16 protein-coding genes are annotated in these 21,394 nt (G+C 72.8%); 12 read left to right on the top strand and 4 right to left on the bottom strand.

The window, feature by feature from the left end:
• Window positions 1-46: 46 nt before the first annotated feature.
• Complete coding sequence (locus tag CP978_RS24010) at window positions 47-1,726, top strand: DAK2 domain-containing protein (protein ID WP_043444159.1); 1,680 nt, start codon at window positions 47-49, stop codon at window positions 1,724-1,726.
• A gap of 642 nt (window positions 1,727-2,368) precedes the next feature.
• Here CP978_RS24010 and CP978_RS24015 read toward each other — a convergent pair.
• Both CP978_RS24015 and CP978_RS24020 read right to left on the bottom strand, forming a co-directional pair.
• Window positions 2,369-5,290 carry a tetratricopeptide repeat protein gene (locus CP978_RS24015; protein ID WP_043444161.1) on the bottom strand — a complete coding sequence of 974 codons (2,922 nt, stop codon included), beginning with the start codon at window positions 5,288-5,290 and terminating at the stop codon, window positions 2,369-2,371.
• Window positions 5,287-7,152, bottom strand: coding sequence for an HSP90 family protein (locus CP978_RS24020; RefSeq protein WP_043444163.1), 1,866 nt, complete (start codon window positions 7,150-7,152; stop codon window positions 5,287-5,289). Before CP978_RS24020 ends, CP978_RS24015 begins: the two co-directional genes overlap by 4 nt.
• Before the next feature lie 166 nt (window positions 7,153-7,318).
• Between CP978_RS24020 and recG the strand changes: the two genes are divergently transcribed.
• From recG to mutM, 8 genes are all read left to right on the top strand, one after another.
• Window positions 7,319-9,529: an ATP-dependent DNA helicase RecG gene (gene recG / locus CP978_RS24025; protein WP_043444165.1), complete on the top strand. Its 2,211-nt coding sequence runs from the start codon at window positions 7,319-7,321 to the stop codon at window positions 9,527-9,529.
• 172 nt (window positions 9,530-9,701) lie between these two features.
• Window positions 9,702-10,289, top strand: coding sequence for a 16S rRNA (guanine(966)-N(2))-methyltransferase RsmD (gene rsmD / locus CP978_RS24030; RefSeq protein ID WP_043444167.1), 588 nt, complete (start codon window positions 9,702-9,704; stop codon window positions 10,287-10,289).
• Between the two features lie 26 nt (window positions 10,290-10,315).
• Complete coding sequence (gene coaD / locus CP978_RS24035; protein ID WP_043444169.1) at window positions 10,316-10,795, top strand: pantetheine-phosphate adenylyltransferase; 480 nt, start codon at window positions 10,316-10,318, stop codon at window positions 10,793-10,795.
• Window positions 10,796-10,917: 122 nt separating this feature from the next.
• Window positions 10,918-12,021, top strand: coding sequence for a F0F1 ATP synthase subunit B (locus CP978_RS24040; protein ID WP_043444172.1), 1,104 nt, complete (start codon window positions 10,918-10,920; stop codon window positions 12,019-12,021).
• 172 nt (window positions 12,022-12,193) lie between these two features.
• Entirely contained in the window at window positions 12,194-12,841 is a 648-nt protein-coding gene (locus CP978_RS24045) for a YceD family protein (RefSeq protein ID WP_043444174.1), read from the top strand.
• Window positions 12,842-12,843: 2 nt separating this feature from the next.
• Window positions 12,844-13,017 (top strand): 50S ribosomal protein L32, encoded by a 174-nt coding sequence (gene rpmF / locus CP978_RS24050; protein ID WP_003951102.1) that lies wholly within the window; start codon window positions 12,844-12,846, stop codon window positions 13,015-13,017.
• A gap of 19 nt (window positions 13,018-13,036) precedes the next feature.
• Complete coding sequence (gene rnc, locus CP978_RS24055) at window positions 13,037-13,852, top strand: ribonuclease III (RefSeq protein ID WP_043444176.1); 816 nt, start codon at window positions 13,037-13,039, stop codon at window positions 13,850-13,852.
• Window positions 13,853-14,002: 150 nt separating this feature from the next.
• Window positions 14,003-14,878, top strand: a complete 876-nt coding sequence (mutM, locus tag CP978_RS24060) for a bifunctional DNA-formamidopyrimidine glycosylase/DNA-(apurinic or apyrimidinic site) lyase (RefSeq protein ID WP_043444178.1) — start codon at window positions 14,003-14,005, stop codon at window positions 14,876-14,878.
• A 19-nt stretch (window positions 14,879-14,897) separates the two neighbouring features.
• Here mutM and CP978_RS24065 read toward each other — a convergent pair whose 3' ends face one another.
• Both CP978_RS24065 and CP978_RS24070 read right to left on the bottom strand, forming a co-directional pair.
• Window positions 14,898-15,299: a winged helix-turn-helix transcriptional regulator gene (locus tag CP978_RS24065; protein WP_043449378.1), complete on the bottom strand. Its 402-nt coding sequence runs from the start codon at window positions 15,297-15,299 to the stop codon at window positions 14,898-14,900.
• A gap of 107 nt (window positions 15,300-15,406) precedes the next feature.
• Window positions 15,407-16,372: a CAP domain-containing protein gene (locus CP978_RS24070; RefSeq protein WP_043444180.1), complete on the bottom strand. Its 966-nt coding sequence runs from the start codon at window positions 16,370-16,372 to the stop codon at window positions 15,407-15,409.
• Between the two features lie 141 nt (window positions 16,373-16,513).
• Here CP978_RS24070 and CP978_RS24075 point away from each other — a divergent pair, with 141 nt between their 5' ends.
• From CP978_RS24075 to smc, 3 genes are all read left to right on the top strand, one after another.
• Entirely contained in the window at window positions 16,514-16,795 is a 282-nt protein-coding gene (locus CP978_RS24075) for an acylphosphatase (protein ID WP_043444182.1), read from the top strand.
• A 383-nt stretch (window positions 16,796-17,178) separates the two neighbouring features.
• Window positions 17,179-17,382 (top strand): hypothetical protein, encoded by a 204-nt coding sequence (locus CP978_RS24085; protein ID WP_043444185.1) that lies wholly within the window; start codon window positions 17,179-17,181, stop codon window positions 17,380-17,382.
• 240 nt (window positions 17,383-17,622) lie between these two features.
• A complete protein-coding gene (gene smc, locus CP978_RS24090; RefSeq protein WP_150478298.1) occupies window positions 17,623-21,177 on the top strand; it encodes a chromosome segregation protein SMC in 3,555 nt (1,184 codons plus the stop codon).
• The last annotated feature ends 217 nt before the right edge of the window (window positions 21,178-21,394 follow it).

Raw genomic sequence — 21,394 nt, forward strand, 5'->3', positions numbered from 1 at the left:
CTGGGGCTACGCTGCGTCACACGTCCAGCAGCTCAAGGAGGCGCAGGTGGCGCAGGTGCCGCAGCCATTGGATGCCCTCGCGGTGCGCGCCTGGTGCGGTCTCGCGCTCAAGGCGCTGGGGCGGGCGCGCGAGGAGATCGATGCGATCAATGTCTATCCCGTGGCCGACGGGGACACCGGCACGAACCTCTATCTGACCGTGGAGTCGGCCGCCGCGGCCGTCGAGGCGGTCTTCGCCGGATACGAGGCGGGCGGCGCGCAGCGCCCGACGCTCGCCGACGCGGTACGGGCCATGGCGCACGGCGCGCTCATCGGGGCCCGGGGTAACTCCGGGACGATTCTGGCGCAGCTGCTGCGTGGGATGGCGCAGGTGCTCGCCGCCGACGAGGGGACCGTTCCTCCGGCCGCCGAGGGGCTGCGGCTGGCGCTCCGGCGGGCGGCCGACTCCGCACGGGAAGCCGTCGCGCACCCCGTGGAGGGCACGGTGCTGAGCGTGGCCTCGGCCGCCGCGGACGCGGTCACCGGGGCCGAGGACGACTGCGGCGCCGTGGCGCGGGCGGCGTACGAGGGGGCCCGGGCGGCCCTCGCGGCCACGCCCGGGCAGCTGGCGGTGCTGGAGCGCGCCGGTGTGGTCGACGCGGGCGGCCGGGGCCTGGTGGTGGTCCTCGCGGCCCTGGTGGAGACGCTGACGGGGGAGGCCCCGGGGGTTCCCGGCGGGCCGGGGCGCGCCGTCCACCCGTGGGGGGACGGCGTCGTGTCCGTCGTCACCGGGGAGTGCGCCGACCCTCCGGCGGGCGGGGGCGGGCCCGGGTACGAGGTGATCTATCTCCTGGAGGCGGACGACACGGCCGTGGCGCGGCTGCGGGAGCGGCTCGACGGGCTGGGGGACTCCCTGGTGGTGGTCGGCGGGGACGGGCTGTGGAACGTCCATGTGCATGTCGACGACGCGGGTGCCGCCGTGGAGGCGGGCGTCGAGGCCGGGCGGCCCCACCGCATTCGGATCACCCACTTCGCCGCCGGGGACGCGCACACCGCCGGTGCCGGACGGCCGCGGCGCGAGCCGGTCCAGCGTGCGGTGGTGGCCGTCGTACCGGGGGAGGGACTGGCCGGGCTGTACCAGGAGGCCGGGGCGACCACCGTGCTCGCCCGGGCCGGCGAGCCGCCGGCGAGCGGCGAACTGGTGGAGGCGGTACGGCGGGCGCATGCGCGGGAGGTGGTGCTGTTGCCGAACGACGCGGATCTGCGCGACACCGTGGCCGCCGCGGCCGAACAGGCGCGCACCGAGGGCGTCCGGGTGGCGCTGATCCCGACCCGGTCCGCGGTGCAGGGCATCGCGGCGCTGGCCGTGCACGAGCCGGAGCGCCGCTTCGACGAGGACGTGGTGGCGATGACCTCGGCGGCGGGCGCCACCCGGTACGCCGAGGTGGCCGTCGCGGAACGCCAGTCCTGGACGATGGCCGGCATCTGCCAGGCCGGCGATGTGCTCGGCATGATCGACGGCGATGTCGCGGTCATCGGCTCGGACGTCACGGCGACGGCCGAGACGGTCCTGGACCGCATGCTCGCGGCCGGCGGCGAGATGGTCACCCTGGTCCTCGGCGACGAGGCCCCCGACAGCGTCGCCGACCACCTGGAGTCCCGGGTCCGCGCGTCCTACCTCGCGGTGGACACCGTGGTCTACCGAGGCGGCCGCCAGGGCCCCATCCTCCTCATCGGCGTGGAGTGACCCGGGGCCCCGCGCACCCCGCCGGGCAGGCATGAGCCCCGGTCGGGCCGCGCCTGCCGAGCACGGGCGTGAGGCCCTGGGGCGGGCTGTGCTTGTCGAGCACGGGCATGAGTCCCGGGCCAGGCTGTGCCTGTCGGATACGGGCATGAGTCGCCGGGTCGGACTGCGCCCGTCGTGCCGGGACCTGGGCGGTCGGCGGGGGAGCGGGGCTGACACCCTGAGGCACGGGCCGTCGGCCGGGGACACATGTCCCGGGCCGCAAGGTGAGCGAGCCCAGGGACGGTGCTGCCGGCCGGGGCGGCGAGTGCCCGGGGCGGCGAGTGGTCGGGCCTGACGTGTTCCGTCAGGCCCGGAGTCGGCGATGGCTGGGTCGGCGGCGCCGTAGCGACTGCCCGGCAGGCGTGTGTCGCCGGTGGGGGCGCAGACCGTCGGGTGGATAGGCCACCACCCCGACGCCCCGCACCCCTTGCCCGGCGGCCGGCGCACGGCCGGTGCCCCGGTCCACCGCCGCCGCAAGCCCGAGGACACACACCGAGGCCCGCCCCTGGCCTCCCCGGTCAGTGGCAGCCACCCCGAGGCCACCGCCCGGTGTACGAGGCGGGGTCCGGGTGCCCCGGACAGGGGTGGGGCACCCGGTGTTCGTCAGTGGGAGGCCTCCCACAGGTCCCGCATGCGTTCCGCCTCCTCGCGGCGGGCCCGGACCGTCTCCGAGGCGCCGTCCTCGTGCTCGTACGCCGACAGCACCGCACGCGCGCGTGCGGCCGCGGCGTCCGGCCGGCTGAGGTCGGCCTCCAGCCGGCCCGCCACCAGCTCCGCGCCGGTGCGGAGGTCGAGGGCCTCCGCACCGAGGGACGCGAAGGTCGCGATCGCCTCCGTGAGATGCCCCAGCGCCTCCTCGAAGGCCGCGCGCATCTCCTCCTCGCCCGCGCCGTCCCCGACCGACCGGGCGATCAGCTCGCCGAACTGACGGTGCGAATGGCCGAGTTCGCCGGTCAGGGCGTCACGCGCACCGGCGTCCTCGGCCTCGGCGGAGGCGGACGCGCACTCCCGCGCCGCCTGTGCCATCAGCTCCCGCGCCGCGTCCAGGCCCGCCGGGCCGGGCCCCTGGTCCTGGCCCGGTTCGAGTCGCGCCGCGAGCCACGCCCGGGCGCGCAGGGCCCGTACCAGACCGTGGGTGTTGCCCAGCTCGCGCCACAGGTCGACGGCGCGGGCATAGGCCCGGTCCGCCTCCACGGGCAGCTCGGCGTGGCTCAGCGCCTCCGCGGCCAGATGGGCCAGCATCGCGTGGTCGCGCTGCTCCGGCCAGTGCCGGGCGATCTCCGCGGCCTCCAGCCACCGTTCCGCCGCCGCCCGGTGCTCGCCCAGCTCGGTGTGACAGTCGCCCAGCCACCACTGCGTCTGCACGAGAGCCCCGTCGCCGTGCGTCTCGGCGCTCAGATCGGGCAGCGCCGACTCCAGCACCTCGGCCGCCTCCGCGAAGCGCCCCTGGCGCAGCAGGAAGCCGCCCAGCAGATGCCGCGCCCATGCGCCCAGCGTCTCGGCCTGACCGGCCTCGTCCGCCCAGTGCGCCGCGTGCAGGGCGTGCTCGGCGGCCTCCGTGAACTCCCCGGCGTCGCCCAGCGTGTCCGCCAGCTGGAGATGCAGCTGCGCCTGGGCGACCGGCTCCAGATGCTCCCGGCCGTGCTCCAGCGCCGCGCGGGCCGCCCGCTGCGCCGTCCCCGCGTCACCGAGCCCCCGCGCCAGCCGGGCCAGCTGCACCTCGTGCTCCACCGCGAACCACGGCAGGCCCGCCGCCACATACTCCCCGGCCGCCTCCGCCAGCAGCCGGGCGCCCGTCTCGTCGTCTCCGGAGTGCACCGCCAGCCCCCCGAGCATGGCCTTCGCCTCGGCGGACCGGGAGGCGAGCCGCACCTGGCCGGTGTGCGGACCGGCGAACGCCAGCAGCTCCCGCACGGCCTCCTCGGCGTCCGGTGCGGAGCCGTCCCCGTCGTGCAGCAGATGCACCAGCACACGCGCCCGCCCGACCAGCACGGACGCCGTCTGCCGCACCTCCGTGCCGCCCGCCGCACGGAGGGCGAGCGCCTGCTCCCGCAGCTCGGTGAGCGTCTCCAGCGCGTCGTCGGCCTCGCCCGTCAGAGCCCGCACGAACGCGGCACGCGCGCGAGCCGCCAGCGCCTCCCCAGGGTCGCCCGCCGCGGCGTACAGCTCGGCGGCCTGCTCGAAGAACGCCGCACCTTCCGGACCCCGGCTCATCGCCTCGTGGTCCACCAGCTCCGCACGGTCCCGGGCGTCCAGCTCCCGGCCCTCCGCGGCACGCCCCACCGCGGCCCATGCCTCCATCGCGTCCGGGTGCAGCGCCTCCGACAGCCGCCGGGCCTCGGCGAGCAGCTCCGGCAGGTCCCGCTCCCGGACGGGCGCGGGCACCGGCGGGGCCGCCACGGGTGCCGTGCGCGTCGTCCGCACGCCCAGCGGCAGCCGGTCCACCAGGGGACGCTGCGCCATCCGCTCCCGGGTGCGCTCCCCGATGTACGGGGTGCCGTTGCGCGCGTCGAAGCGGGCGGCCAGACCGAGTGCCTCCGTGCGCGCGTGGACGGCGAGTTCCCCCGCGGTCCACTCCCGGCCGGCCGGACCCGGTACCGGCCGGTCGCCGAGGCCCAGCTCGACCAGCCGGTCCATGAGCAGGGCCACCACGCTCAGGAAGTCCAGCTTGCTGCGCGGCTCCCCGGAGTCCGTGAAGTACAGCGGCCGCTCGGCCAGCAGTTCGAGGCCACGCGCCTCGTTGCCGGTCAGCGCGCAGAACTCCACATGGTTCGCGTACGAGGCCCGCATGCTCTCCATGCCCCGCACCAGCCGGAAGCCCCGCAGATGGTGCGCCCGGGCCTCGTCCGGGCGGCCCAGACGCACCAGCGGCAGCAGCGAGGAGGCCAGTACGGCGTGCGGCTCATGGGCGCAGACGTACTCGCCCTCCAGCACCGGCCGCCACAGCTCCAGCGCCTGCTCGTCCTCGCCCCTGCGCGCCTGCCACCACCCCTGGTCGTGGAGTTCGCACGCATGACAGTCGGCCATCTCGTCGCGGTCCGCGGCCAGCCACGCGGTGTACGCCCGTCCGGCCCGCTCCAGGTCCCCGATGTGCGCGGCGACATTGAACTCGGCGCTGCGCACGGCGCGTTCGGAGTGGCCCGCCAGCCGGTAGCGGTGCTCCATCTCGCCGAGCCACTTCTCCACCGAGGCGAGCGGGATGTGCGGCTGGCCCAGCATGCCCGCCGTCATCCACTTGAAGACCCAGTGCAGAGAGTGGGTCTCATAGGCGTCGAAGTCCTCGGGCCGCTCGTCCCACATGCGCAGCAGACGCGCGAAGGGGACGAACATCTTGTCCTTCTCGGAGCTGTAGTTGTAGACCTTCAGCTGGTGTCCGAGCGCCTCGATCACGGCCAGCGGGATGCCGAGCCGCTCCGCCTCCACGAGCAGCTGCTCCGCCCGCGCGTTGCGCGCCGGGCCCTCGGGCTGCTCGTAGTTGTCCGCCATCGCCTGGCGCAGCGTGTCGAAGTCCATGACCTGGCTCATCGGGAGCCGTCCTTCGGGGAGTCGGAGTGGGTGGCCCATTCGAGCAGGCCGATGAACGCGCGGTTCAGCAGCGCGGAGTCGGCGGGCCGCAGCGGGCGCTGGGCCATCAGCAGAGCCTGCCCGTAGAGGGACTCGACGGCGGTGCCGATCAGTTCCGGGTCGCGCAACGAGCTGATCCTGCGGACCAGCGGGTTGAGATGGTTGAGGACCAGACGGGCGCGGGGCGCGCCGCCCCGCAGCGACCCCAGGATCCCCGCCCACAGCTCGTCGGCCTGCTCCTCGGCCTCCGCCCGGGCCTGCTCATGACGGGCCGCCCGGTCGTCCAGGTGCAGCGCCGGGACGGACAGCGGGTGGAACGCCCGGAGCACCACATCGCAGCCCAGCGGGTCGAGCCGGGTGCGCGCGGTGCCCAGGAAGGCGGACAGCGCCAGTTCCTCGGCCGGGTCCACGGAGTCCAGATGCGCGGTCACGGTGTCCGCGTCCAGCTCCGCGACCACCGTCCCCGGGCGCACCGACGGCAGCGCCTCCACCAGCTCGCTGTCATAGGTGTAGCCGCCGTTGACCACCCCGACGCCCTGCGCCGAGGCGATCGGCGCCACCTGCCGGTACTCCTCCACGGTCCGGGTGAAGTGCACCACCGGGTGCCGCTGGGCGAACTCCTCCAGGGACAGCCGCCCGTCCGTGGTCTCGAAGGGGAGCCACGGCAGCATCGTGCGCAGCATGTCCTTGTCGTGCCGCGCGAGCGACTTCACGCCCAGATGGTGCACGGACAGAAACGCGGCGAGACGCTCGGGGTCACCGGCCGCGAGCCCGGTCAGCCAGGACCGGATGCGCTCCCCGAGGGCCTCGCGCACGGCCGCCAGCGTCTCGTCCTCGTAGAGCGACTCGCGCGACGCGGTGGGGCGCAGACTGTCCGTGTCGAGCACACAGCGCACGAAGAACGCCCAGTCGGGCAGCAGCTGTTCGGCCCGCTCGGTGAGCAGCATGCCCTTGAGGTGCACCCGGTGGCTCGCCCGCTGGGCGGGGCTGACCGCGGTCGGCAGCACATACGCCACCCCGCGGATCCCGGCCAGCGGCACCGACAGGTCGATCGAGTCCAGCGGGGTGAAACCGAACAGCTCATGGCAGTGGCGCGCCAGGGCCACCCGGCGGGAGCCGGGGGACGGGTACGCGCGGTCCCAGGGGGCCGGCAGATCCGTGATCGCCTCGTCGCCGACCCGGACGTCGTACGGCAGCAGCGCCCCGAAGTCCCTCGCCAGGGACCGCACCCGGTCCTCGGAGAGCCAGTCCCCGGCGCCGGGACGCGCCACCAGATGCACGGTGGTGCCGGGTTCCGGACGGGCGTCCGGCGGCAGGGTCCGTACGACATAGGAGCCGTCGTCGCGGGCCGTCCACTCCACGGGCGGCGCGTCGGGGGTACGGGCGCTGCGGCTGACGACCCGGATGCGCTCGGCGACCACGAAGCACGCCAGCAGGCCGATGCCGAACTGCCCCAGGAAGTCCGAGCGGACCTCCTGCAGGCCGTCCCCGCGCTTCGAGCTGCGCCCGATGGTGGCGAGGAGGCTGTGCACATCCGACTCGGTGAGCCCGATGCCCGAGTCCTCCACGCGCAGGGCCCCGCCGTCCGCGTACAGCCGGACCCTGGCCGGTGCGTCGGACTGGAGGGCGCGGCGGGCGGTGATCGCGTCCACCGCGTTCTGGAGGAGCTCGCGCAGATAGACCTTGGGGCTCGAATAGAGGTGGTGGGAGAGCAGATCGACCAGGCCGCGCAGATCGACCTGGAACGTATGAGGTGGCTGAGGTGACTGGGACGGCTGAGGCGACTGGGACGCCTGGGATGACTGGGAGCTCTGGGAATCCATCGTCACGGCGCCGCGGGTGGGGGACGATCGTCGGCGCGGGGTCGGGCGGCTCCGGTGGGGCGGTGACCGCGAACGGGCCGGGCGCCGGTCATCCTAGGGCCCGAGCCACCCCGCTGACCAGCGGATTTGGGAGACGTATACGGGATTGTCGGCGCCGTGGTGTGCAATGGATCTCGTGCACGCTCTGGAAGAACCGCTGAAGAACACGCTCGGCCCCGCCACCGCCAAGGTGATGGCCGAGCACCTCGGTCTGCACACCGTCGGAGACCTGCTCCACCACTACCCGCGCAGATACGAGGAGCGCGGCCAGCTCACCCACCTCGCCGACCTCCCCCTGGACGAGCATGCGACGGTGGTCGCCCAGGTCGCCGACGCGCGCCTGCACACCTTCGCCTCGTCCAAGGCGCCGCGGGGCAAGGGCCAGCGTCTCGAAGTCACCATCACCGACGGCAGCGGCCGGCTCCAACTGGTCTTCTTCGGCAACGGGGTGCACAAGCCCCACAAGGAACTGCTGCCCGGCACCCGCGCCTTGTTCGCCGGCAAGGTCTCCGTCTTCAACCGCAGGCTCCAACTGGCCCATCCCGCCTACGAACTGCTGCGCGGCGAGGACGACGCCCAGGCGGTGGACAGCTGGGCGGGCGCCCTGATCCCCCTCTACCCGGCCACCGCCAAGCTGGAGTCCTGGAAGATCGCCAAGGCGGTGCAGACGGTGCTGCCGAGCGTCCAGGAGGCGATCGACCCGCTGCCGGACTCCCTGCGCGACGGCAGGGGCCTGGTCTCCCTGCCCGAGGCGCTTCTCAAGATCCACCGCCCGCACACCAAGGCGGACATCGCCGACGCCCGCTCCCGCCTCAAATGGGACGAGGCCTTCGTGCTCCAGGTCGCCCTGGCGCGCCGCCGCCACGCCGACGCCCAGCTCCCCGCGGTGGCCCGGGTCCCCGGCACGGACGGACTGCTGACGGCCTTCGACGCGAGACTCCCCTTCACCCTCACCGAGGGGCAGCGGAAGGTCTCCGGGGAGATCTTCGACGACCTGGCGACCGAACACCCGATGCACCGGCTGCTCCAGGGCGAGGTCGGCAGCGGCAAGACCATGGTGGCGCTGCGCGCCATGCTCGCCGTCGTGGACGCGGGCGGACAGGCCGCCATGCTCGCGCCCACCGAGGTGCTCGCCCAGCAGCACCACCGGTCGATCGTGGAGATGATGGGGGAGCTCGCCGAGGGAGGCATGCTGGGCGGCTCCGAGCGGGCCACCAAGGTGGTGCTGCTCACCGGGTCCATGGGCGCGGCCGCGCGGCGGCAGGCGCTGCTCGACCTGGTCACCGGCGAGGCCGGGATCGTGATCGGCACCCATGCGCTGATCGAGGACAAGGTGCGCTTCCACGACCTCGGTCTGGTGGTCGTGGACGAACAGCACCGCTTCGGCGTCGAGCAGCGGGACGCCCTGCGCGGCAAGGGGAAGCAGCCGCCCCATCTGCTGGTCATGACCGCCACCCCGATCCCCCGTACGGTCGCCATGACCGTCTTCGGCGATCTGGAGACCTCCGTCCTGGACCAGCTCCCGGCCGGGCGTTCGCCGATCGCCAGCCATGTGGTGCCGGCCGCCGACAAGCCGCACTTCCTGGCGCGCGCCTGGGAGCGGGTGCGCGAGGAGGTCGTGGGCGGCCATCAGGCGTATGTCGTCTGCCCCCGGATCGGGGACGACCTCGACGAGGCCGCCGCGAAGAAGGCGAAGAAGACACCCGAGGACGAGGCGGAGAAGCGGCCCCCGCTCGCCGTCCTCGACGTCGCCGGACATTTTGCCGAGGGGCCGCTGAAGGGGCTGCGGGTGGAGGTGCTGCACGGGCGGATGCAGCCGGACGACAAGGACGCGGTGATGCGCCGGTTCGCCGCCGGTGAGACCGATGTCCTGGTCGCGACCACGGTCATCGAGGTCGGCGTCAACGTGCCGAACGCCACCGCGATGGTGATCATGGACGCGGACCGCTTCGGGGTGTCCCAACTCCACCAGCTGCGCGGCCGGGTGGGCCGTGGCTCGGCGCCCGGCCTGTGTCTGCTGGTCACCGAGATGCCGGAGGCGAGCGCGGCCCGCGCACGGCTGAACTCCGTGGCGGCCACCCTCGACGGCTTCGAGCTCTCCCGGATCGACCTCGAACAGCGCCGTGAGGGCGATGTCCTCGGCCAGGCCCAGTCCGGCGCCCGCTCCTCGCTGCGCATGCTCGCGGTCATCGACGACGAGGAGATCATCGCCGAGGCCAGGGAGGAGGCTGCCGCGGTGGTCGCCGCCGACCCGGAGCTTCAGCGCCTCCCCGGCCTGCGCACCGCCCTGGAGGCCCTGCTGGACGAGGAGCGGGAGCAGTACCTGGACAAGGGGTGAGCCGGCACCGGCCCTTCACGGGGAGCGGGGCCGGCTCCGGGGAGAGAGAAGGGGCATCGGGCGTCCTTCGCGCGGGGACGCGCCGCGCGCCGGGGTTCCCCCGGCTGAGAGACTTGAGGGCATCCGGCCCATGACCCCGGGCACCGACCGCACACCGACAAGGACCGAAGAGATGACCCGCGTGATCGCCGGGCGGGCCGGCGGACGCCGTCTGGCCGTGCCGCCGGGCAACGGCACCCGTCCCACCTCCGACCGTGCGCGCGAGGGCCTCTTCTCCACCTGGCAGTCCCTCCTGGGCGGACCGCTGGAGGGCGAGCACGTCCTGGACCTGTACGCCGGTTCCGGCGCCGTCGGTCTGGAGGCGCTGTCCCGCGGCGCCGGCCACACCCTGCTCGTCGAGGCCGACGCCCGGGCCGTGCGCACCGTCCGGGAGAACGTCAGGGCGCTCGGGCTCCCGGGCGCCGAGGTCAGGGCGGGCAAAGCGGAACAGATCATTCACACCGCCCCGCCGGCCCGGCCGTACGACCTGGTCTTCCTGGACCCGCCCTACGCGGTGTCCGACGGCGATCTTCGCGAGATTCTGCTCACACTCCGCTCGGGAGGCTGGCTCGCGGACGATGCGCTCGTCACCGTGGAGCGCAGCACCAGAGGCGGGGAGTTCCGATGGCCGGACGGCTTCGACGCGCTCCGGTCCCGTCGCTACGGCGAAGGGACGTTTTGGTACGGTCGCGCCGCCTCCACGTGCGAAGACGCACGATGACCGGACTTGAGAGCGAGGGATCACAAGTGCGCCGCGCCGTCTGCCCCGGGTCGTTCGACCCGATCACCAATGGACATCTCGACATCATCGCCCGTGCCTCCAAGCTGTACGACGAGGTCTATGTCGCGGTGATGATCAACCAGTCCAAGAAGGGCCTGTTCGAGATCGACGAGCGGATCGATCTGATCCGCCAGGTCACCCACGAGTTCGGGAACGTCCGGGTGGAGGCCTTCCACGGCCTTCTCGTCGACTTCTGCAAGGAGCGCGACATCCCCGCCATCGTCAAGGGCCTGCGCGCCGTCAGCGACTTCGACTACGAGCTCCAGATGGCCCAGATGAACAACGGCCTCTCCGGAGTGGAGACCCTGTTCGTGCCCACCAACCCCACCTACAGCTTCCTTTCGTCCTCGCTGGTCAAGGAGGTCGCGGCCTGGGGTGGAGACGTCTCCCACCTGGTGCCCCCGACCGTACTGGAGGCCCTGACCGGCCGCCTCAGGAAGGACTGAGCGGGACTTCGGCGGGCGCCCGGTGACCTGAGAGTCCGTCACCCGGTGTCGGGCGGCACGGGAGTGGTCGTACAGTCGAGCCGTCCGTCTCCAACACAGCTGTAGAGAGTGGCGAGCACACGGTGGACGTACAGAAGAAGCTGGACGAGATCGTTGCGATGGTCACCGGCGCCCGGTCGATGCCCATGTCGGCGTCGTGCGTGGTCAACCGTGCCGAGCTGCTCTCGATGCTGGAGGAGCTGCGCGAGGAGCTGCCCGACTCCCTGGCCCAGGCCCGGGAACTGATCGGCGACCGCGAGCAGATGGTCGAGCGGGCCCGTCAGGAGGCCGAGCGGATCATCGAGGGCGCGCACGCCGAGCGCGGCTCCCTGATCTCCGACACGGAGGTCGCCCGCCGCTCCCAGAACGAGGCCGACCGCATCCTGACCGAGGCCCGCCAGGAGGCCGAGGAGGTCCGCACCGAGGCCGACGACTACGTCGACTCCAAGCTCGCCAACTTCGAGGTCGTCCTCACCAAGACCCTCGGCTCGGTGGGCCGCGGCCGCGAGAAGCTCCTCGGCACCGGCCCCGGCCTCGACGAGCACGGTTACGAGGACGAGGACGCCCCCGAGCGCAGCCACGACCCCGAGACGCTGCGCCGCGACGCGGACGCCTATGTGGACGCCAAGCTCGGCGCCTTCGAGGCCGTCCTCGCCAAGACCCTGGATGCCGTGGGCAAGGGCCGCCAGAAGCTGCACGGCCGGATCGCCACCGACGACCTCGGCGCGCTCGCGGACGACACCACGACCCGCCAGCACTCCAGCGACGCCGACTATCTGGCCGACCTCGCGGCCCTGGCCGACCCCCCGGCCGGTGCCCCCGCGGCCCCGGCGCACACCCCGGAGCTCCCGACCAGGGTCCCCCCGGTCCAGCAGACCCCGGTCCCGGCCCAGCAGGCCGAGCCGGTCTACGCCCAGCAGCAGGACCCGTACGGCTATCAGCAGACCGACCAGTACGGCTATCAGCAGGCCTACGCCCAGCAGGACGCCTACGGCTATCAGCAGGCCGACCCCTACGCCGCCTACCCGCAGGCCCAGGCGTACGACCAGCAGGGCGGGTACGACCAGGGACAGGCCGGGCAGGGGTACGCCCAGAGCAACGACCTGGACGAGGCCAGCCTCTTCGACACCAGCATGATCAGCGCCGAGCAGCTGCGCGCCTACGAGCAGGGGCGCGGCGGCCACTGAGCGGTCCGGGCGCCCCGGCCGGCGGGGGCCGGGCGGCGCACCGGATTGGGCCGAGAGCGAAACGTCCAGTATCCTGGCTCTTCGGTCGCACGTACCCTTCGCGATCAGCGCTGCCCGGAACACCGCGGACAGCGTCCCCTCCGAGTCTCGACGACCGAAAGCAGGAACGGCCCTGAACGCCCGCCTCGACCACCGCAACCCCCTCGTGTTCGACACGCACGAGCTGGGGCGGCGTCCTGGTGCGCTGCGGCGCCTGTCCCGCACGGTCGACGCCCCGAAGGACCTCGGTGTCGCGGGTGTCGTCGGAGTGCCGGAAGGCGCCCCGGTGGAGCTCGGACTCCGGCTCGAGTCGGTCATGGACGGGGTGCTCGTCACGGGCACCGCCCGTGCATCGGCCGAGGGGGAGTGCGTAAGGTGTCTGGAGCCGCTGGAGCAAGAGCTCGAAGCGGACTTCCAGGAGTTGTTCTCGTACCCTGACGCCGACGACCGGGGCCGTGCCAGCACGGAGCCCGACGACGACGCCGAGGACGACGAGGACAGGCTCTTCCTCGAGGACGGCCTGTTCGACCTCGAACCTCTGCTGCGTGATGCGGTGGTGCTCGCACTGCCGATGCAGCCGGTGTGCCAGGAAGACTGCCTGGGCCTGTGCTCCGAGTGCGGAGCGCGGCTCACGGACGACCCGGATCACCACCATGACGCCGTCGACATCCGTTGGGCGGCACTGCAGGGAATCGCCGATTCACTCGAAGCCGGCGATAAGGACGAGATGAGCGGCGGCGCGCCTCGATCAGCACGCGCCGACGAGAAGCAGGAGAAGTAGCCGTGGCTGTTCCGAAGCGGAAGATGTCGCGCAGCAACACGCGCCACCGCCGGTCGCAGTGGAAGGCTGCGGTCCCCACTCTGGTTGCGTGCGAGCGCTGCCACGAGCCCAAGCAGCAGCACATCGCGTGCCCGTCGTGCGGCACCTACAACAAGCGCCAGGTCCTCGAGGTCTGAGCGGCTGGTGAGAGGTCTGATGACTGACGCCAAGAACGGTCCCCGTCGCGGCGGGGGTGGTCCGGCGGACAACACAGCCTCGTCCCACACGCTTCTGGAAGGGCGGCTCGGCTATCAGGTCGAGTCCGCCCTTCTGGTGCGTGCGCTGACGCATCGCTCGTACGCGTACGAGAACGGCGGTCTGCCGACGAACGAGCGCCTGGAGTTCCTCGGGGACTCCGTGCTCGGTCTCGTGGTCACCGACACGCTGTACCGCACCCACCCCGACCTGCCCGAGGGCCAGCTGGCCAAGCTGCGGGCCGCGGTGGTCAACTCGCGTGCGCTCGCCGAGGTGAGCCGCGGGCTCGACCTCGGCTCCTTCATCCGGCTCGGCCGGGGCGAGGAGGGCACAGGCGGCCGGGACAAGGCATCCATTCTCGCCGACACCCTCGAAGCGGTGATCGGCGCCGTCTATCTCGACCAGGGTCTGGAGGCGGCGGGGGAGCTGGTGCACCGCCTGTTCGACCCGCTGATCGAGAAGTCCTCGAATCTCGGTGCCGGCCTGGACTGGAAGACCAGCCTCCAGGAGCTGACCGCGACCGAGGGGCTCGGTGTTCCCGAGTACCTGGTCACGGAGACCGGCCCGGACCACGAGAAGACCTTTACTGCTGCCGCCCGCGTCGGAGGCGTCTCGTACGGCACCGGCACCGGCCGCAGCAAGAAGGAGGCGGAGCAGCAGGCCGCGGAGTCGGCCTGGCGCTCCATCCGAGCAGCCGCGGACGAGCGCGACAAGGCGGCGGCCGACGGGGGCGCGGACACCGCCTCGGCCCCGGCGAGCGGCCCGGCCACGGCCTGAATCCTTCTGAATCCTTCACCACGGACCCCGCCCGGCGATCACGCCGGGCGGGGTCCGTCGTCGTCGGCGGACGCCTTCCGCCACCGGGGCGCCCCTTGATCACGAGGTACCCTGCGGACATCGACCCGCTCACCCTTCCGGAGGAACCCCGTGCCCGAGCTGCCCGAGGTCGAGGTCGTGCGGCGCGGCCTGGAACGCTGGGTCGCCCGTCGGAGCGTCGCCGAGACCGAGGTGCTGCATCCGCGCGCCGTTCGCCGGCACCTCGCGGGCGGCGAGGACTTCGCGCACCGGCTGAAGGGACAGCGCCTCGGCACGCCCGCCCGGCGCGGCAAATACCTCTGGATCCCGGTGGAGGGCACCGGGACGGCGGTCCTGGCGCACCTCGGCATGAGCGGCCAGCTCCTCGTCCAGCCGGGTGAGGCCCCCGACGAGAAGCATCTGCGCATCCGGTTCCGGTTCGACGACGCGCTCGGCACCGAGCTGCGCTTCGTCGACCAGCGCACCTTCGGCGGCCTCTCGCTGCACGACACCGCCCAGGACGGGCTGCCCGACGTCATCGCGCACATCGCCCGCGACCCCCTCGACCCGCTCTTCGACGACGAGGCCTTCCATCAGGCGCTGCGCCGCAAGCGCAGCACCATCAAACGGGCCCTGCTCGACCAGTCCCTGATCAGCGGAGTCGGCAACATCTACGCGGACGAGGCGCTGTGGCGCTCCCGCGTCCACTACGAGCGCCCCACGGCGGGCTTCACCCGGCCGCACACCGCCGAACTCCTCGGCCATGTACGGGACGTGATGAGCGCCGCGCTGGCGGTGGGCGGCACCAGCTTCGACAGCCTCTATGTCAATGTCAACGGGGAGTCGGGCTACTTCGACCGGTCACTGGACGCCTACGGCCGTGAGGGGCTGCCCTGCCGGCGCTGCGGCACACCGTTGCGCCGCCGCCCCTGGATGAACCGGTCCAGCTATTTCTGCCCGAACTGCCAGCGCCCGCCCCGCGCCCCGTCCCGGCCCGCCGCTCGGTGAACCCGGGGCGGACCGGACGTCACGGTGAGGGCGACTCCTCCGGCCGGGCCTCGTCGTAGCGGCGGCGGGCGGCCAGGACGTCGTCCATGCGCCCCTCCACACTGCGGATCAGGGCCAGCAGCCGCTCGGCGACCTCGCGGCCCAGCGGGGTCAGCTCATAGTCCACCCGCGGCGGGTTCGTCGGCTGGGCCTCGCGGTGCACCAGACCGTCGCGCTCCAGGGCGTGCAGGGTCTGGGAGAGCATCTTCTCGCTGACGCCGTCGACCCGGCGGCGCAGCTCGTTGAAGCGGAGGGACCCCTCGTACAGGGCGCCGAGGGTGAGCGACCCCCAACGCCCCGTGACATGCTCCAGCGTGGCCCGCGACGGGCATGCCCGGGAGAACACGTCGTAGGGGAGGTCCTGCTCCGGGGCGGTGGCCATGGCCGAAGCGTACGCGACCACAGCGCTACCCAGCAGACCGCGCCCACCAGAAGCAAGCGCCCACCCTGGGTCCCTTCCGTCCCCTTCTTCGGTTCCTCAGGAATCCCTCAGTAACCGAAGTCCTGTGTCCACCAGGGGCCCCCGGAGCCGAAGTGGACCCCCACGCCCAGTGTCTGGAAGTCGCAGTTCAGTATGTTCGCCCGGTGCCCGGGGCTGTTCATCCAGGCCTCCATCACGGCCTCGGCGGTCGCCTGGCCACGGGCTATGTTCTCGCCGCCCAGGCCGGTTATGCCGAGGACGCCCGCACGGTCCCAGGGGTCCTTGCCGCCGGGGTCGGTGTGGTCGAAGAAGTTCCGGGTGGCCATGTCCTGGCTGAAGTCCGCCGCCAGCCTCTGCAGGGGGGCGTTCGCGGTCAGGGGGCTGCAGCCGACCTTCGCGCGCTCCTGATTGACCAGGTTGAGCACCGCCGCCCCGGCAGCGGCCTCGTCCGACACCTCCACCGGCGGGGTGACCTTCGGCGGCTCCGGCTTCTCCGGCGCCGGGGGCGCGGTGGTCGCGGGCGCCGTCGGGGTCTCGGTGGCCGTCGGGGTGGGCGCCTCCGAGGGCTTCTCCTCGGCCGGTGCCGACGTGGACGGAGAGGCGGAGGGAGTCGCGGCCGGAGAGGCCGTGCGGTCCGCGCCGCGGCTGGTGGAGCCGGCCCCGCGTTCCTCGGCCGAGCCGCTGGTGCCTCCCTGCTCGGTGGCGAAGCCCGACGGGGCGACGCCCCCGGCCTCCACCTCGCCCTGGTCACCGCTCACCGTGAAGTGTCCGGCGCCGGGCAGCACCCCGGTGGCGACCGCCGCGGTGCCCAGCGCGACGGCTGCGGAGACACCCAGCAGACCGGTGCGGACCGGGGTCGCGGCCTTCTTCTTGCGGTGCGAGCGCGTTGCGAGCCGCTCCTCCTCCAGGACCGCGGCGAAGCCGTAGAGGTTTTCGGGGCCGTAGCGCTCCGCGGGGGGCTGTTCTTCCGATGTCACCCCGCCCGCGCGGCCCGAGGCGGCGCGTCCGGCGTCGGAGCGTCGGTGGCGTCCCATCTGCTGGCCTTCCTGGTCTTGCGGTCAGCGTCACTCACTCGAATGAGTGAGTTTCATACGAGAATCATTGGGTCGGGACGCTACCGCATGGCGCAAGGGGAGGATGTGCCCACGGGGACATTGGCCGGTTAGCGTGCACCCATGAATGACGACGCACGGCTCGTCGCATGGGTGCGCGGGCGTGTCCAAGGGGTGGGTTTCCGCTGGTTCACCCGGGCCAAGGCGCTGGAGATCGGCGGACTGAGTGGCTTTGCTCTCAATCTGGAGGACGGGCGGGTGCAGGTGGTCGCCGAGGGGCCACGGCAGGGGTGCGAGGGCCTGCTCGACTGGCTCCGGGGTGACGACACACCCGGGCGTGTGGACGGAGTCACTGAGATGTGGGACACGCCCCGCGGCGGTTACGACGGCTTCGCGGTCCGCTGAGGCGATGCCGCAAACGGGGTACCCGAGGAAGCGGAAGACCTGCCGCCGGTTCCTGCCGGAAGCGGAAAAGGGCCTGGTGGTTGCCAAGAATCGCCACTCATGGCAGGCTCCCGGGTAGGGATGATCTCCACCGCCCGCAGGGCCCCGCAGGAGTCGCAGAGCCGCCCGTTCCAAGGCCGCCGCACCCGGGAAGCCCGCCGACGCGAGGCGTGATCGTGTTGACCGTCAAACTTTTTGGTGAGACGCTGAAAGCCCCGCGCACCTTAGCTGTTTGGCATGTGAGAACGGCATAAGAATTCCAGAGTGCCAAGCACCGCGGGTGCAAAAATCCCTCACGACCCACACCGCTTCGGTCGGTCACTCAGTGTGGAGGACCATCCATCATGGCAAAGGCGCTTCTCGGTTACGTCGGCGGCTCCGACCCGCGACTCCTCGCCGAGATGCGACGGCTCCAGCAGCGCGTCCAGGAGCTCGAGTCCGAGCTCGTACGGATCCAGGCGGAGAACGACGCGCTGACGGCTGCCGCTTCTCACGACAGGATCATGGAGAGCATCGACGCACACCAGGCGGAGCCTGCGCTCACCTGATCACTGCATCGCTCCACGACAGCACCGGCAGTGGTTGGGCTGCTCTCAACCGCTCAGCTGCCAGAGTCTGCAAGGGACGCCTCGGCGTCCCTTCTTTCTTGCCCCCGCGCCTCGCCCCCGTGCACCCCTCCCGCCCCCGCGCACCTTACGGCCTCTTCACGGAGGGTGTGCCCTGCATGTTCATGGGTGAAACCGCGGGTTCATGGAGTGGGACATCGGTGAAAGGTAGAGTCCGGCGGCGTGCACCTCAAGGCCCTGACCCTCCGGGGGTTCAAGTCGTTCGCCTCGGCGACCACGCTCCGGTTCGAACCGGGGATCACCTGTGTGGTGGGGCCGAATGGCTCGGGCAAGTCCAATGTCGTGGACGCCCTCAGCTGGGTCATGGGGGAGCAGGGGGCCAAATCGCTGCGCGGCGGCAAGATGGAGGACGTCATCTTCGCCGGCACCACCGGGCGCCCGCCGCTCGGCCGCGCCGAGGTGTCCCTGACCATCGACAACTCCGACGGGGCCCTCCCGATCGAGTACTCCGAGGTCACCATCACGCGGATCATGTTCCGCAACGGCGGCAGCGAGTACCAGATCAACGGCGACACCTGCCGCCTCCTGGACATCCAGGAACTTCTCTCCGACTCCGGCATCGGCCGTGAGATGCATGTGATCGTCGGCCAGGGCCAGCTCGACTCCGTGCTGCACGCCGACCCCATGGGCCGCCGCGCCTTCATCGAAGAGGCGGCGGGCGTGCTGAAACACCGCAAGCGCAAGGAGAAGGCGCTGCGCAAGCTGGACTCCATGCAGGCGAACCTGGCCCGCGTCCAGGACCTCACCGACGAGTTGCGCCGCCGGCTGAAACCGCTGGGACGGCAGGCGGCGGTCGCGCGCCGGGCGGCCGTCATCCAGGCCGACCTCCGGGACGCCCGGCTGCGGCTGCTCGCCGACGACCTGGTACGGCTGCGGGAGGCGCTCCGGGCCGAGATCGCGGACGAGGCCGCGCTCAAGGAACGCAAGGAGAGCGCCGAGGCCGAGCTGAAGAAGGCACTGCGGCGCGAGGCGTTCCTGGAGGACGAGGTACGGCGGCTCGCCCCGCGGCTGCACCGCGCCCAGCAGACCTGGTACGAGCTGTCCCAGCTCGCGGAGCGGGTGCGCGGCACGATCTCGCTCGCCGACGCGCGAGTGAAGAGCGCCCGGTCGGCGCCCGTGGAGGAGCGTCGCGGACGCGACCCCGAGGACATGGAACGGGAGGCCGCGCGCGTCCGCGAGCAGGAGGCCGAACTGACCGCGGCGCTCGAGGCGGCCGAGCGCGCCCTGGAGGACACCGTCGCCCACCGGGCCGATCTCGAACGCGAACTGGCGAGCGAGGAGCGGCGGCTGAAGGACGCGGCCCGCGCGCTCGCCGACCGCCGCGAGGGCCTGGCCCGGCTGAACGGACAGGTCAACGCGGCCCGTTCGCGCGCCGCCTCCGCCCAGGCCGAGATCGACCGGCTGGCCGTCGCCCGCGACGAGGCGGAGGACCGCGCGGTCGCCGCCCGGCAGGAGTACGAGGCGCTCAAGGCCGAGGTCGACGGCCTCGACGCGGGCGACGCGGATCTCGCCGAGCGCCACGAGGCCGCCCGACGGGCGCTGGCCGGCGCGGAGGCCGCCCTGTCCGCGGCCCGCGAGGCGGCCGGCGCCGCCGAGCGCCGGCGTGCCGCGGTCGCGGCCCGCCATGAGGCCCTCGCCCTCGGGCTGCGCCGCAAGGACGGCACGGGCGCCCTGCTCGGGGCGCGGGACCGGCTCGCGGGGCTCCTCGGCCCGGCGGCCGAACTGCTCTCGGTGACCTCCGGCCATGAGGTCGCCCTCGCGGCGGCCCTCGGCACGGCCGCGGACGCGCTCGCGGTCACCACCCCGGCCTCGGCCGCCGACGCCATCCGGTTGTTGCGCAAGCAGGACGCGGGCCGTGCCGCGCTGTTGCTGAGCGGCGCCCCCGAGGACGTACCGGAGGGGGCGCCGGTCGCCGGTGTGCCGTACGCGGCCGATCTGGTGCGTGGCCCCGCCGAACTGATGCCCGCCGTGCGGCGGCTGCTGCGCTCCATGGTCGTGGTCGGCACCCTCGAGGACGCCGAGGAACTGGTCCGGGCACGGCCCGATCTGACCGCCGTCACCGCCGAGGGCGATCTCCTCGGCGCGCACTTCGCGCACGGCGGGTCCGCCGGGGTCCCGAGCCTGCTGGAGGTGCAGGCCTCCGTCGACGAGGCCGCCGCCGAGCTGGAGGAACTCGCCGTCATCTGCGAGCGGTCGGCCGAGGAACAGTGGAGCGCGGGGGAGCGCCGCACCGAGTGCGCGGCCCTCGTCGAGGAGCTGGGGGAGCGGCGGCGCGCTGCCGAGCGCGAGAAGTCCGGAGTCGCCCAGCAGCTGGGCCGGCTGGCCGGGCAGGCGCGGGGCGCGGCCGGGGAGGCCGAGCGCTCCGCCGCTGCCGCGGCCCGGGCGCAGGAAGCCCTGGAGAAGGCCCTCGGCGAGGTCGAGGAACTGGCCGAGCGGCTCGCCGTGGCCGAGGAGATGCCGGTCGAGGCGGAGCCCGACACCTCCGTACGCGACCGGCTCGCCGCCGACGGGGCGAACGCGCGGCAGACCGAGATGGAGGCCCGGCTCCAGGTCCGTACCCATGAGGAGCGGGTGAAGGGCCTTGCCGGGCGGGCCGACGCCCTGGACCGGGGCGCCCGCGCCGAACGCGAGGCACGCGCACGGGCCGAGCGGCACCGCGCCCGACTGCGGCACGAGGCCGCCGTCGCGGAGGCCGTCGCCTCCGGTGCCCGGCAGCTCCTGGCCCATGTCGAGGTCTCGCTGGGCCGCGCGCAGGCGGAGCGCACCGCCGCCGAGGCCGCCAAGGCGCGCCGCGAGGAGGAGCTCGGAACCGCCCGTACCGAGGGCCGGGACCTCAAGGCCGAGCTCGACAAGCTCACCGACTCCGTCCACCGCGGCGAGGTGCTCGGCGCCGAGAAGCGGCTGCGCATCGAACAGCTGGAGACCCGGGCGCTGGAGGAGCTCGGGGTCGAACCGGCGGTGCTGGTCGCCGAGTACGGCCCCGACCAGCCGGTGCCGCCCTCGCCGGCCCCCGAGGGCGAGGAGCCGTCCGGGGACGCCGGGCAGCCGGGCGACCGGCCCCGGCCGTTCGTCCGCGCCGAGCAGGAGAAACGGCTCAGGGCCGCCGAGCGTGCCTACCAGCAGCTCGGCAAGGTCAATCCGCTCGCCCTGGAGGAGTTCGCGGCGCTGGAGGAGCGCCACACCTTCCTCGGCGAGCAGCTGGAGGACCTGAAGAAGACCCGCGCGGATCTGCTCCAGGTGGTCAAGGAGGTCGACCAGCGGGTGGAGCAGGTGTTCGCCGAAGCTTTCCGGGACACCGCCCGTGAGTTCGAGGGCGTCTTCGGCCGGCTGTTCCCCGGGGGCGACGGCCGGCTGGTGCTCACCGACCCCGACCACATGCTCACCACGGGCATCGACGTCGAGGCACGGCCCCCGGGCAAGAAGGTCAAGCGGCTCTCCCTGCTCTCCGGCGGCGAACGTTCGCTGACCGCCGTCGCGCTGCTGGTGTCGATCTTCAAGGCGCGGCCCAGCCCGTTCTATGTCATGGACGAGGTCGAGGCGGCCCTGGACGACACCAATCTGCAGCGGCTGATCCGCATCATGCAGGAGCTTCAGGAGGCCTCCCAGCTGATCGTGATCACCCATCAGAAGCGGACCATGGAGGTCGCGGACGCGCTGTACGGCGTCTCCATGCAGGGTGACGGCGTGTCGAAGGTCATCTCCCAGCGTCTGCGCTAGCAGTGCGTCGCGCCCCCGTCAGGGGCGCGGGGGAACCGCGCGCTCAGCCCGGCGAGGACCTGCACTTTCTCCATTGCCTTCACAAAATGAAGGAATATGCCAGCGGCTGCTGTGGGTTTTCCCACTCCTTCCGGACTTTGGGCTTCGAAAGTCGAAGACTTAGGCTGCTTCCGCAGTGTCTTCACCTTCAGGTGTCGCCACCTGGCAGGGCTCACCC

This window comes from Streptomyces nodosus (assembly GCF_008704995.1).
Lineage (GTDB): Bacteria > Actinomycetota > Actinomycetes > Streptomycetales > Streptomycetaceae > Streptomyces > Streptomyces nodosus.

Coding starts and splice junctions, on each gene's coding strand:
- rsmD (WP_043444167.1), top strand. CDS start 9,702: ATGACCCGCGTGATCGCCGGGCGGGCCGGCGGACGCCGTCTGGCCGTG.
- recG (WP_043444165.1), top strand. CDS start 7,319: ATGGATCTCGTGCACGCTCTGGAAGAACCGCTGAAGAACACGCTCGGC.
- CP978_RS24015 (WP_043444161.1), bottom strand. CDS start 5,290: ATGAGCCAGGTCATGGACTTCGACACGCTGCGCCAGGCGATGGCGGAC.
- CP978_RS24085 (WP_043444185.1), top strand. CDS start 17,179: ATGGCAAAGGCGCTTCTCGGTTACGTCGGCGGCTCCGACCCGCGACTC.
- rnc (WP_043444176.1), top strand. CDS start 13,037: ATGACTGACGCCAAGAACGGTCCCCGTCGCGGCGGGGGTGGTCCGGCG.
- CP978_RS24075 (WP_043444182.1), top strand. CDS start 16,514: ATGAATGACGACGCACGGCTCGTCGCATGGGTGCGCGGGCGTGTCCAA.
- CP978_RS24065 (WP_043449378.1), bottom strand. CDS start 15,299: ATGGCCACCGCCCCGGAGCAGGACCTCCCCTACGACGTGTTCTCCCGG.
- CP978_RS24070 (WP_043444180.1), bottom strand. CDS start 16,372: ATGGGACGCCACCGACGCTCCGACGCCGGACGCGCCGCCTCGGGCCGC.
- CP978_RS24020 (WP_043444163.1), bottom strand. CDS start 7,152: ATGGATTCCCAGAGCTCCCAGTCATCCCAGGCGTCCCAGTCGCCTCAG.